Below are 12298 nucleotides of genomic sequence, written 5' to 3'. Positions count from 1 at the left end.
ACACCGGCACAACGTGGGCTGCGTCGAGCACGGGTAAATTTCGTTTCCCTGTCGATTCCGACTACCTTACTAGCTCCGGCGCTGGCGTAATGACTATGCTGTGCAGCACATGGCAACTCGCCACGATTAGGGGACATTGGCCAATGCGATACAGCCCCATCGCATTGGGCGGCATGATCGACGCAGCGCGCCCGCCAGCCCCTGGGTTAAACGGCTTGAAATGAAAATACGCGATGTCAATAAACTTGTTCACCTATTTACCTTGCATGACGGGCGCAGGTTGCGCTCCTGAGGTCCCGGACGCCGAGACCGCATTGGTTGCATCCAATCAGATGCCGGCGTCACGCCAGATGCCGGCGACGTCACACGACTATCGATTGGACGCATTGGCGTCACTGCCGCGCAGCGCGGCCTCGGAGGTTCCGCCGACGCGCAATCGCGCGAGCAGACTGCCAGAGCACACGCCAACGCTGACGAAGCTGCCGCTAGAAGTGCTTGAGATCATCGCCTGTCGAGTCGCTGAACCCACGACGAACATCGAACAAACCACTGCTTATCGTCACCTGTGGTCGTTCGCGACCGCGTCGTCCCATGCGTGGCAAGCGTCGTGGTTGCAAATCCGCGCAGCGCGGCTCCACGCGCGTGCGATGGAACTGGGCAGCGATGAGCAGCAAGCGCCGCTGCAGGAATTCAAAGACATCTTCGACGCCGCTTGCCGGTTGCCTATGGATAAGACGAAGCTTCAAACACACGTAATCGAGCAAATCCCATGGATGCAGGACGGGCACCTGGACGCAATTCATTGGACGCTATCCAAACTCGAGCGGCAACCGGCACAGGCAAGTGCCATCCCGTACCGGGCATTGATCGACGTGCTGCCCAGGTGCTTTAACCACATGTGTTACAGTTCCGACAGCCCCCACGATGCAATCGTGCCAGAGCACTCTGCGCAGCGAGCGGCATTCAATGTAGGACTCGACGCAATTAGGAAGTTGCGCGGACCGGACAAAGTGGACGCCATTGAGGTCATGGCATCGCTGTTAAACCGTTTGCCCGATGACGAGCGCGCAGCCAGTTTCGACGCATTGGTGCATGCCGCGATAGCAGAACCACCCACTTCGATAGCGGAACTCGTGCCGTGCCTGCAACGGCTGGAAAGCACCGAACAGCAAGACCGTTTGGACAACTTGATATCGATTGCTACTCAGCATAGCGACGCGGACGCGGTCGGGCCGCTGATCGCCGCCACCGCGGCGGTGCACCACGTTGCCAATGCCGACACAGCACGGTTCGATGACGCCGCGCCGCCATCGGCGGCAGCGCAACAGGATCGATGGGATCGGGTGCAAGCGCTAAGCCACACGCTGTGGCACTCGGGCAAAATGACGCTCGAACAGTTCAGCGCCGCGCTTTCGCTGCTCGAATCGATATCGGCAACGCTGCCCGCCGAACAGCGACAAAGGATGGCGGTGTGGCTCGAAAGTCAATTCAACGAAATCGCGTAACGAACCGGCGTTAACTGCGGGGAGCAATCAGGCGTTCTGGCAACAGCACACCACACTGCCACCGGCCGAGCCCAAGCAGCCGACGCCCGTCAGCGTCATATACCCTGACCCTGACGTCGTCACCCACGTTCGGTTCATTTCCCAACCGCAACCGCTGGCCGTGCGTGAAACGCCGGGCCATTTCGGCATCCAGCTCGACTGGCGCAAACGTTGATAATAACGCATCGATCGGTTGCAGATAGGCCAAACGTCGCGGCTCGTCCACATCGGACAGTTCATCCAACGTTACAGCGTCGTTTAGCGTCAATGCTCCAACACCGGTGCGGCGCAGCATCGTCAAATGCGCGCCGCAACCCAGTGCTTCGCCAATGTCCTCAGCCAGCACGCGAATATAGGTGCCCTTGCTGCACGTGACGCGGATCGTCACGGACGCTGCACCGTCCAATGCGCACGTGATGCATTCCAACGCGTGGATCGTCACCGCACGCGCTTCGCGCTCGAGCGTATGGCCTGCCCGCGCGTATGCATAGAGCGGTTTGCCGTCGCGCTTGAGCGCCGAGTACATTGGCGGCACCTGCATGATTGGACCACGGAACGCGATGAGCGCCGCGTCGAGCGCCGCCCGGTCGCACGTAACAGGCCGTATCTGCAGCACGTCACCCTCCGCGTCACCGGTCGTCGTGCGCACGCCAAGCTTCAGTGTCGCGTCATAGGTCTTGTCCGCATCAAGCAGATCCTGCGAAAACTTGGTCGCCTCGCCGAAACACAGCGGCAACAGACCAGACGCAAGCGGGTCTAGCGTTCCGGTGTGCCCGGCCTTTTTCGCGTTGAACAGGCGCTTGGCGCGCATCAACGCATCATTGCTGGACAGCCCCACTGGCTTGTCCAGCAGTAACACACCGTCCACGGGGCGCCGGACAAGGCGCGGCCGTGTCGGATCGCGTCGTTGCGTCATATCGATATCGCGCTCCCGGGGTCAGTCGTCCTTGGCGCGCGTTGCGTTCGCCTCGTCGATCAACCGCGACATGTGTACGGCCTTCTCGATCGACTCATCGAACACAAAGTGCAACGTCGGCACCGTATGGATGTGCAGGCGTTTGAACAGCAAGTTATGCAAGTGGCCGGCCGCGTGGTTGAGCGCTTCTTGCGTCTGCCGGGGATCTCCAGTCAGTGTCGTGAAGAATATCTTTGCATGCGCGTAATCCGGGGTCAGCTCGACCGCCTGGATCGTCACCAGGCCAATCCGCGGATCTTTGACTTCACGCGCGATCAACTCCGACAAATCGCGCTGGATCTGATCAGCGATCCGCACGTTGCGATCGCCACTGCTGCGTTTTTTCGGCATAGTCCACTCCTGCCAACAAAAAAGGCGGAGCCTGACGGCCCCGCCCCTAGCGCCGGCGCATTAGATTACAGCGTGCGCGCCACCTCGGTAACTTCGAACACCTCGAATTGGTCACCTTCCTGGATGTCGTTGAAGTTCTTCAGCGACAAGCCGCACTCGAAGCCCTGCTTCACTTCCTTCACGTCGTCCTTGAAGCGCTTGAGAGAATCAAGCTCGCCGGTATGGATCACCACGTTGTCGCGCAGCACCCGGACCGACGACGCGCGCTTGACGATGCCGTCGGTCACCATACAGCCGGCGACCGCACCGACCTTCGGCACCTTGAACACCTGCCGCACCTCAACCGTGCCGATCACCGCCTCGCGTTTTTCCGGTGCCAGCATGCCAGACATCGCAGCCTTCACCTCGTCTACCGCATCATAGATGATGTTGTAGTATCGGAGATCAACGCCGTTCGCCTCGGCCAGCCGGCGCGCCTGGGCGTCGGCACGCGTGTTGAAGCCAATGATGACGGCTTTGGACGCGGTCGCCAGGTTGACGTCCGTTTCGCTGATGCTGCCCACCGCGCTGTGCACAATCTGCACGCGCACCTCGTCGGTCGACAGCTTCTGCAGCGCATGCACCAACGCTTCCTGCGAGCCCTGTACATCGGCCTTCACGATCAGCGGCAGATTCTGCACTTCGCCGGCACCCATCTGCTCCAGCATGCTTTCGAGCTTCGCAGCCTGCTGCTTCGCAAGCTTCACGTCGCGGAACTTGCCTTGCCGGAACAGCGCGATTTCACGCGCCTTGCGCTCATCCGGCAGCACGATCACTTCTTCGCCGGCGTTCGGCACCTCGGACAGCCCTTGGATCTCGGCCGGAATCGATGGCCCCGCCGACTTCGCCGCTTTGCCGAACTCATCGGTCATCGCCCGCACGCGGCCATACGCGGAGCCCGCCAGTACGACGTCGCCACGCGACAGCGTACCGGACTGCACCAGGATCGTCGCGACCGGGCCCTTGCCCTTGTCCAACTTCGCCTCGATCACAATACCCTTGGCCGGCGCCTCAATGGGCGCCTTCAATTCGAGCACCTCGGCCTGCAGCAACACGTTCTCGAGCAGGTCGTCAATGCCCTGTCCGGTCTTGGCGGACACCTCGAGGAACGGCGCATCACCACCGTACTCTTCCGGCACCACACCTTCCGCGACCAATTCCTGTTTCACCCGATCCGGATTCGCGTCGGGCTTGTCAATTTTGTTAATCGCCACGACGATCGGCACGCCGCCCGCCTTCGCATGCGCAATCGCCTCCTTCGTCTGTGGCATCACGCCATCGTCGGCCGCGACCACCAAGATCACGATGTCGGTCGACTTCGCGCCCCGCGCACGCATCGCGGTAAACGCCTCGTGGCCCGGTGTATCGAGGAACGTGATCACACCACGCGGCGTCTCGACGTGGTATGCGCCGATGTGCTGAGTGATGCCCCCCGCCTCGCCCGCAGCGACCTTCGCGGTACGGATATAGTCGAGCAGCGATGTCTTGCCGTGGTCGACGTGGCCCATCACCGTGACGACCGGTGGGCGCGGCAGCGCCTCGACATCGGCCGCTTCGCCTTCGATCAGCAACGCTTCCGGGTCGTCGAGCTTCGCGGCAACCGCATGATGGCCCAGTTCCTCGACGACGATCATCGCGGTTTCCTGGTCCAGCACCTGATTAATTGTCACCATCTGGCCGAGCTTCATCATTACCTTGATGACCTCGGAGGCCTTGACGGCCATCTTATGCGCGAGATCGGCTACGGTGATCGTCTCCGGCACGTGCACTTCGCGCACGATCGGCTCGGTCGGCACCTGGAAATTCGTATGCGCATCCTGATGCTTGCCACGGCCGCGCGGACCACCCCGCCAACCACGGTCGACACCACCGCTCGAATCACCGCGCGTTTTGATGCCACGCCGCTTCGCCGCATCGTCCTGCCAACCGCTCTTGCCCGGGACTTTCTTCTTGTCGCCAGAGGGTGCAGCCGTCGGTGCCGACACCGGTTTCTTCGCCCCAGCGGCCGGTCGGGCCGGCGCTGCCGCGCCCGCCGGCCTAGCCGGCTTGTGCAGCGTGCCCTTCGCCTCAGCGGTCTTGGCCGGTTCGGCCGGCTTTGGCGGCTCAGGCACCTTGACCATTGCCTTGCGCGGCGTCGCCATCATCTCGCGGATCGCCCGCGCCTCGGCTTCCGCCGCTTCCCGTCGCTTGCGGATGGCCTCCTGCTCCAGGCGTGCCTTATCGGCGGCGGCGCGGGCATCGTCGGCGGCCTTCTTCGCCGCCTCCCGCTCGGCGGCGCGCTCGGCCGCCGCACGGGCGTCGGCGGCGGCGGATTGGCCGGCCGGTTGTGGCACATCGTGATTGCGCTGCTGCTCGGCCACCTGCTGGGCAGCCGCGCGCGCCTGAGCCTGCGCCTGGGCCGCCTGCTCCGCGCGCCTCGCCGCTTCCTCCTCGGCGCGACGCCGTTCCGCCTGCGCTGCCTCCTCGCGGGCGCGCCGCTCCGCCTCCTCGCGCTCAAGGCGCTCCTGCCGCTCGCGCAATTCGCGCGCCTGCTGAGCCAGCGCCTCGGCTTCGAGGCGCGCCTGCTCCTCGCGACGCGCGAGTTCGGCAGTCGCACTGTCCTGGTCCTCGCCGTTCGGCGCTTCAGTACCTGGCTCGTCGCGCTTGACAAACACCCGCTTCTTGCGGACTTCGACCTGGATCGTGCGAGCCTTGCCGGTTGCGTCGGCCTGCTTGATTTCCGACGTCTGCCGACGCGTCAGCGTGATCTTGCGCTTGTCGCCGTCAGCGCTGCCGTGCGACTTGCGCAAGTGATCCAGCAAACGCGCCTTGTCCGCTTCGGACAATACGTCGTCAGCGCTAGCTTTCTGCACACCCGCAGCTTGAAGCTGTTCGAGCAGAAGGCCTGCAGGCATCTTCAGTTCCGCGGCAAATTGGGCTACGTTGTTGCTCGCCATTCATCCCTCTTGAGGCAAGGACAGCGGTCCTTGCAGTTGACATCCCGGTGCGGCCTATCGGGCCGCGTCATTTCAATGCGCCATCATAATCTCGCTTCGCGCCCGTCACTGGAACCAGTGCTCGCGCGCCTTCATGATCAGCGCCTTCGCGGCCTCCTCGTCGATGCCGGTCATCTCGACCAACTCGTCAACGGCCAACTCGGCCAGATCGTCACGCGTGTGTATCTCGTGCTCGGCGAGCTTAGCGAGCAGCTCCCGATCCATCCCATCGAGGCTCTTCAGGTCGAGCGACGCGTTTTCGACCTTTTCCTCATTCGCGATCGCCATCGTCAGCAGCGCATCGCGCGCGCGATTGCGCAACTCGTGCACCGTGTCTTCGTCGAACGCCTCGATCTCGAGCATCTCGTTGAGCGGCACGTACGCGATCTCCTCGAGGCTCGTGAAACCTTCGTCGATCAGGATGTCGGCGACCTCCTCATCAACGTCCAGTCGCTCCATGAACAGGTCGCGCAGCACCTTGCGCTCTTGCGACTGTTTCTCGGCGGACTCGTCCGGCGTCATGATATTGATCTGCCAGCCGGTCAGCTCGCTGGCGAGCCGCACGTTCTGGCCGCTTCGGCCGATCGCGACAGCCAGCTCGTTTTCGTCAACGACGACATCCATCGCGTGCTTTTCCTCGTCAACGACGATCGATTGCACGGCAGCCGGCGCAAGGGCGCCGATCACGAACTGGGCAGGATCTTCCGACCATAGCACGATATCGACGTTCTCGCCACCCAACTCGTTGCGCACTGCCTGCACGCGCGAACCGCGAATGCCAACGCACGTGCCGATCGGGTCGATGCGCTTGTCATAGGCCACCACTGCGATCTTCGCCCGCACGCCGGGGTCGCGCGCCGCCGACTTGATTTCGAGCAAGCCCTGCTCGATCTCGGGTACCTCGAGTTCGAACAGCTTCATCAGGAATTCGGGCGCGGTGCGCGACAGCTCGATCTGCGGCCCCCGCGCCGTGCGGTCGACCTTGGCGATATACGCACGCGCGCGATCGCCAATGCGCAGATTCTCTTTCGGGATCAGTTGGTCGCGGCGCAGCAACGCCTCGACCCGCCCCGATTCGACGACCAGGTTGCCCTTGTCGAGCCGCTTTACCGAGCCGGTCATGATCTTCTCGCCACGCTCGAGGAAATCGTTCAGGATCTGCTCCCGCTCCGCATCGCGCACCTTCTGCAAAATCACTTGCTTGGCCGCTTGCGCGCCGATGCGACCGAACTCGATCGACGGGATCGGCTCTTCGATATAACCGTCCAATTGCGCATCCGGATCCTGCTCGCGCGCCTCAAACAGTAGGATTTCCTGGTCCGGCTGCTGCAAGCCCGCCTCGTCCGGCACGATGCGCCAGCGGCGGAAAGTCTCATGCTCGCCAGACTCGCGGTTGATCGACACGCGTATGTCGACATCCTCGTCGAAGAGCTTCTTCGTGGCGGAAGCGAGCGCGGCCTCGAGCGCGGCGAATACCACATCCTTGTTGACGTTTTTCTCGCGCGCCAGCGCATCCACCAGCATCAACACTTCGCGACTCATTGTTTGCGGCTCCTAAAATCGACTTGCGGAACAAGACGAGCACGGTCCATGTCAGCGAGCTTGAAATTGAGCCTCGCCGGGCCGTCTTTTCCTTCAAATTCCAAACCTATCGTGTCGCCATCGGGCGCGTGCAGGATGCCGCGGAACGATTTTCGGCCGTTCAGCGGCTGCTTCAGCGTCACCATCGCCTCGCTACCGGCGAAACGTTCGAAATCCGCCCGTTTCTTCAGCGGCCGATCTAGCCCCGGCGACGAAACTTCGAGACGTTCATAGTCGATATTTTCGACGGTCAGCACGTGCTGAAGCTGGCGCGTCACCTTCTCACAATCGTCTATCGCGATGCCCGCCGGCTGGTCGATAAACACGCGCAGCATGCCGCGGCCGGAGCGCTCCAAATCGACGAGCTCGTATCCGAGCCCGGTAACAGTATTTTCAATCAGTTCCGACAATTGCACGTTGTTTGACCTCATGCAGCACGGACCGCGCCAACGCGCGTCCGGCTTCCTGTTTCGCGGTACCGGGCACGCTCGTGCAACGCGGCGCACGGAAGCGGCAGTACTGCGAAGCAGCGTCATCGGGCCAGCTCCGCCACGATAACGACGCACTGCGGCAACGGCAAAAAAAAATGGGCGCCAACACGCCCATCTTCTTTTTACCGGTGGTCGCGCCTCGAGCCGCACCTTAACTGATAAAACGTGTGCCCAGCGACTGCGAAATTATAGCGTTTTTCGCCGCGACCCGCAATCCACGCGGCATATCGAAACCGAAACGTGACCACGCGGTGGTACGCGCGCGGCGCGGCGGCACGCTATACCACGCACGAGGGACGCCTCCGGCAGGCGCACGCTTAACGACCGCGCGGGCGCCCCCGCGGTGCACCGCCCTGCCGCGCACCACCTTGGCGCGGCGCCGTCTGCGCGCCGCGACCCCCACGCGAATTGCCCTTTTGCGCGCCCTTGACGGGTGCCCGGTTGCCATTGGCGTCACGGTTATCACGGTTGCCACCCGCCATATTGCCGTGCCCGTGCGCGGCGGCAAAGCCGGTATACCCGGGCACCGGCGGCGTGGACGAAGTCCAGTTCGCGCCGCCGCGCGCACCGCGGCCAAATCGCCGCTGCGGACCCGGCGCATCGTAGCCGATATAGCCGAGCGCCGTCTGCATCGGATCGGGCTGGCGACGCGGCGTCGCCTTGCCGCGCTCCGCCTTGTCCTCGCCCGGTCCTTTCAACCCGACGGCTGACATCAACGCGCGCACCTGGTTGTCCTCGAGTTCCTCCCAACGGCCACGCTTGAGGCCACGCGGCAGCACGATCGGGCCATGGCGCGTGCGAATTAACCGGCTGACGGTCAGACCCACGGCTTCGAACATGCGACGCACCTCGCGGTTGCGGCCTTCTGCAAGCGCCACGTGGTACCAGCGATTGGTGCCTTCGCCACCGCCATCCTGAATACGCAGGAAGCTCGCCGGACCGTCGTCTAGCTCGACGCCGCTGAGCAGCTTCTGCCGCGCGCTCTCGGCCAATTCGCCGATAACCCGCACCGCATATTCGCGCTCAACCTGGTAGCGCGGATGCATGAAACGGTTTGCGAGGTCACCGGATGTGGTCAGCAACAACAAGCCTTCGGTATTGAAATCCAGCCGACCGACGGCCAGCCATTTCGCCGTCTTCATCGGCGGCAGCTTGTCGAACACCGACGGGCGACCTTCCGGATCCGCATGGCTGACGATCTCGCCTGCCGGCTTGTGATAGATCAGCACGCGCGGCGGCTTGTTCGGCAGCTTGCGCTTGACCGGCTTGCCATTGATGCGCACCTGGTCAGTTGGCATGATCCGCTGGCCGATGTGCGCCGGCTCGCCATTGACCGACACGCGCCCAGCAATGATCAATTCCTCCATTTCGCGACGCGAGCCCATGCCGGCCTCGGCTAGCACCTTGTGCAGCTTCGGCGCGTCGTCGTCGGCCGACAACACGCGCTTGCCGGCCGGCGCGCTGCCCTTGCGGCCGCGCCGCAGCATCGGCGCGCGCACACCGCCCGCACCAGTGTTATCGGCATCGAACGCCGGCGACGTGACGTAGGCGAATACGTCGTCGTCGCGCCCCCCGCCTTGCTGGGAACCGCTGGCCGGCGCCGCGCTGGCGTCACGCTTGGCGCGCGGCTCGCGATGGGGGGCGTCGGCATCGCGGCGCGCCTCAGGGTCACGCTTGACGCCCTTGCCCTGACGTTTGTTGGCGGGATCTTTACGGGGCATGCGCACATGCGCGACCACCTCGCCGTCGGGTGGCGCCTCGGTCATCGCGGCCGGCGCAGCATCGACCGCATCGGTCGCCTTCGACTTGGCCACCGCGCGACGGCGAGCGATCAGGCTGCGCGGCCCACGGCGCAAACCGCGCCGTGGCCGCTCTTGGCCGTCGCTGCCTTCCGCGGCCGGCAGCACCGGCAAGGCGCGCTGGCCCGCATCGCGATCGTCCACGGCCGCCACGCGGGCAGGACCGGACTCGGGAGAATCGGGATCGTGGTTCTCGTTCAAAACAACCTCTGAGTGTCAGAATGCCGGCACGCGCCATTCAGCTGCGCCGGGGTCGGTGTACGTGTCACGTCAAACGTCGCGCGATATCGGGTCGCTCGGCGCCTGCTCATCAATTTTTTCGACGCCGCCAGGTGCGGCCGCCGCTGCTGGGTGCGCGTGCCCGTCACCCCCGTCGGTATTGCCATGCGCTGCTAGGTCATCTACCGGATCGTGCGCGGGCGGGACTTCCTCACCGGTCACCGCAGCGCAGTTCGGTTCCTCGTCGCCATCGGCAAACTCGATGGCGCGCTGCGCCAGCAGATCGGCCTGTCCCTGTGGGCTTGGGTCAGACAGCGGCGGCAACTCGTCCAGCGTGGCCATCCCGAGATCGTCCAGGAACTGCTTAGTGGTCGCGTACAGCGCCGGCCGCCCGGGCACGTCACGATGCCCGATCACCTCGATCCATCCACGGTCCTCCAGCTGCCTGACGACCTGCGTACTAACCGTGACACCGCGAATCTCTTCGATATCGCCACGCGTGACCGGCTGACGATACGCAATGATCGCGAGCGTCTCGAGCACCGCACGCGAATACTTCGGCGGCTTCTCCGGGTTGAGCCGATCCAGGAACGCACGCATTGCCGGACGGCTCTGGAATCGCCATCCAGTTGCTACCGATACCAACTCGACACCCCGATCGTGCCAGTCCGTGCGCAGGTCTTCGAGCAGCGCACGGATCGTATCAGCCGAGATCTCGTCGGCAAACAGTCGGCGCATGTCACTGACCCTGAGCGGCTCCTGCGCGCAAATCAAAGCAGTCTCGAGGACGATTTTCGCCTCTTGGGTATTCATTCAGCTGGACCAGACCTGTTTGGTCAATGAATCGGATCAAAAGCGCCTGAACAGCGCGCATGACGAAAGACCGCGCTCGCCCGCTTCTGATCGATCATATTGATGCGAGCACGCCCGGGGGTTGGCAGGATGACCACGGACCACACCGCGCCGGGAAGCCAGAGGAATTCCATAAGGAAGCGCGTGACTGAACGTTATGGTACGCAAAAAAACGCAACGCGTAAAGATCAAGGCACGCGCGTAAGCCGCCGTGTGCCGTGTGCCACGCCCAGCGTGTTGCGAGGCCCGCTCATGTCAGATCCTCAGCCCGGGCGGGCAGCGTGCGCACCAGTTCCCATACCGCCTGGGCAGCCGGCGACAGTGAACGATCGCGGCGACGCACGAGTTCCACCGTGCGCTGCGCGCGTGGCAGCAACGCACGCGCGACAAGTCCGGAATTGGCCGGCAACGGCAGCGACAGCCACGGCAGCACACTAATGCCCACGCCGGCCTCGACCAATCCGAACACCGTCGCCGAGTGTCCCAACTCCTGCACGACCGGCGAGACGACGCCATGCTCGCGCAGCACCCGGTCGATGATCGGCCGGCTGCCCGACTCCGGGCCGAGCAGCACGAGCGACTCGCCGGCCAAAGCGCCCCATTGCACTTGCGAGCCGGCGGCCAACCGGTGATTGGCCGGGCAGACGACGCAAAACGAGTCGGTCATCAATGGCTCGCCCACCAGTTCGTCCGCCACCAGACCGCCAACGATCACGCCAAAATCCACTTCGCCGGACTTCACCTTGCGCACCACGTCGCTTTGCACATCGTCACGCAGACCAAGCTGGATATACGGGAATTGTTGTTGACAGCGGGCAACGACGCGCGGCATCAGCCGGCATGCAATGGTCGGACTTGCGGCCACGATCACCCGGCCGCGCCGCTGCTCGCCGATCTCCCGTATCTCCCGCAGCGCTTGGTCTAGGTCAGACAGCAGCCGCGACACGCCGCCCAGCAGGTTGGCGCCCGCGTCCGTCAGGCGTACCTCGCGCGTCGTGCGGTCAACCAGCTTCAATCCCAGTTCGATCTCCAACTCGCGCACGCAGCGGCTGACGGCCGATTGCGTCAAGCCGATTTCATCGCCTGCCCGACTGAAACTTTGCAGACGCGCGACTTCGATGAAGACCCGGAGTTGCCTGAGCGTTACATTCATTTATCAAATTCATAAATACGCACAATGATGCATCATACGCTGAACTTGCACGCTGCTGCATTGCGCGAGCTGCGCCGCCGCCACGACGGCGGGGCAGTGGGCCCTGTTGCGCGACGCGATATACCGCAGCGGTGCACCATCGGGCATCGATGCACACCGACGTAGCACCACATGCACGCGATTGGTGATTGTCCCGATTTCTTATCAGGCCATTCCGTATTGAGATACACAACTAACCGGACATGCACTCCAGCTGCCGTCGCCACCGGCCACCCTGGCTGGCGCTGCAGCATCTGCATGCCGGCCCAATGGCACGGTTCCTGCATTTGCCATGCGCGC

9 protein-coding genes and 1 pseudogene are annotated in these 12298 nt (G+C 63.5%); 1 reads left to right on the top strand and 9 read right to left on the bottom strand.

Annotated features, from left to right (window positions below; translation table 11 throughout):
- Window positions 1-61: 61 nt before the first annotated feature.
- On the bottom strand, window positions 62-253 hold the full coding sequence (locus B0O95_RS15360; RefSeq protein ID WP_146063988.1) for a hypothetical protein: 192 nt from the start codon (window positions 251-253) through the stop codon (window positions 62-64).
- A gap of 61 nt (window positions 254-314) precedes the next feature.
- Between B0O95_RS15360 and B0O95_RS05380 the strand changes: the two genes are divergently transcribed.
- Window positions 315-1505 (top strand): hypothetical protein, encoded by a 1191-nt coding sequence (locus B0O95_RS05380; protein ID WP_146063987.1) that lies wholly within the window; start codon window positions 315-317, stop codon window positions 1503-1505.
- 10 nt (window positions 1506-1515) lie between these two features.
- Here B0O95_RS05380 and truB read toward each other — a convergent pair whose 3' ends face one another.
- From truB to B0O95_RS05340, 8 genes and pseudogenes are all read right to left on the bottom strand, one after another.
- On the bottom strand, window positions 1516-2460 hold the full coding sequence (gene truB / locus B0O95_RS05375) for a tRNA pseudouridine(55) synthase TruB (protein ID WP_104076969.1): 945 nt from the start codon (window positions 2458-2460) through the stop codon (window positions 1516-1518).
- Window positions 2461-2481: 21 nt separating this feature from the next.
- Complete coding sequence (gene rbfA, locus B0O95_RS05370; protein WP_076784971.1) at window positions 2482-2850, bottom strand: 30S ribosome-binding factor RbfA; 369 nt, start codon at window positions 2848-2850, stop codon at window positions 2482-2484.
- A gap of 65 nt (window positions 2851-2915) precedes the next feature.
- The gene (infB, locus tag B0O95_RS05365; RefSeq protein WP_104076968.1) at window positions 2916-5825 is read right to left on the bottom strand and encodes a translation initiation factor IF-2; all 2910 of its coding nucleotides are present in this window, start codon (window positions 5823-5825) and stop codon (window positions 2916-2918) included.
- Between the two features lie 105 nt (window positions 5826-5930).
- Entirely contained in the window at window positions 5931-7406 is a 1476-nt protein-coding gene (nusA, locus tag B0O95_RS05360; protein WP_076794966.1) for a transcription termination factor NusA, read from the bottom strand.
- Window positions 7403-7861 carry a ribosome maturation factor RimP gene (gene rimP, locus B0O95_RS05355; RefSeq protein ID WP_104077100.1) on the bottom strand — a complete coding sequence of 153 codons (459 nt, stop codon included), beginning with the start codon at window positions 7859-7861 and terminating at the stop codon, window positions 7403-7405. The genes nusA and rimP overlap by 4 nt, the downstream gene beginning before the upstream one ends.
- Window positions 7862-8253: 392 nt before the next feature.
- Window positions 8254-9936, bottom strand: a complete 1683-nt coding sequence (gene rluB, locus B0O95_RS05350) for a 23S rRNA pseudouridine(2605) synthase RluB (protein WP_104076967.1) — start codon at window positions 9934-9936, stop codon at window positions 8254-8256.
- 260 nt (window positions 9937-10196) lie between these two features.
- Window positions 10197-10767 (bottom strand): annotated as a pseudogene (gene scpB, locus B0O95_RS05345) (SMC-Scp complex subunit ScpB); the annotation flags it as partial.
- A 289-nt stretch (window positions 10768-11056) separates the two neighbouring features.
- On the bottom strand, window positions 11057-11959 hold the full coding sequence (locus B0O95_RS05340; RefSeq protein WP_104076965.1) for a LysR family transcriptional regulator: 903 nt from the start codon (window positions 11957-11959) through the stop codon (window positions 11057-11059).
- Between the last annotated feature and the right edge of the window lie 339 nt (window positions 11960-12298).

Origin of the sequence: Mycetohabitans endofungorum (assembly GCF_002927045.1) — a bacterium.
GTDB classification, from domain to species: Bacteria; Pseudomonadota; Gammaproteobacteria; order Burkholderiales; family Burkholderiaceae; genus Mycetohabitans; species Mycetohabitans endofungorum.
The sequence above is the reverse complement of the archived record's forward strand: the minus strand, read 5'-3'. Positions and strand labels throughout refer to the sequence as shown.

What these genes read in the sequence shown, in the direction of transcription:
- truB (WP_104076969.1), bottom strand. Translation starts at nt 2,460, where the DNA reads ATGACGCAACGACGCGATCCGACACGGCCGCGCCTTGTCCGGCGCCCC.
- rbfA (WP_076784971.1), bottom strand. Translation starts at nt 2,850, where the DNA reads ATGCCGAAAAAACGCAGCAGTGGCGATCGCAACGTGCGGATCGCTGAT.
- infB (WP_104076968.1), bottom strand. Translation starts at nt 5,825, where the DNA reads ATGGCGAGCAACAACGTAGCCCAATTTGCCGCGGAACTGAAGATGCCT.
- nusA (WP_076794966.1), bottom strand. Translation starts at nt 7,406, where the DNA reads ATGAGTCGCGAAGTGTTGATGCTGGTGGATGCGCTGGCGCGCGAGAAA.
- B0O95_RS05340 (WP_104076965.1), bottom strand. Translation starts at nt 11,959, where the DNA reads ATGAATGTAACGCTCAGGCAACTCCGGGTCTTCATCGAAGTCGCGCGT.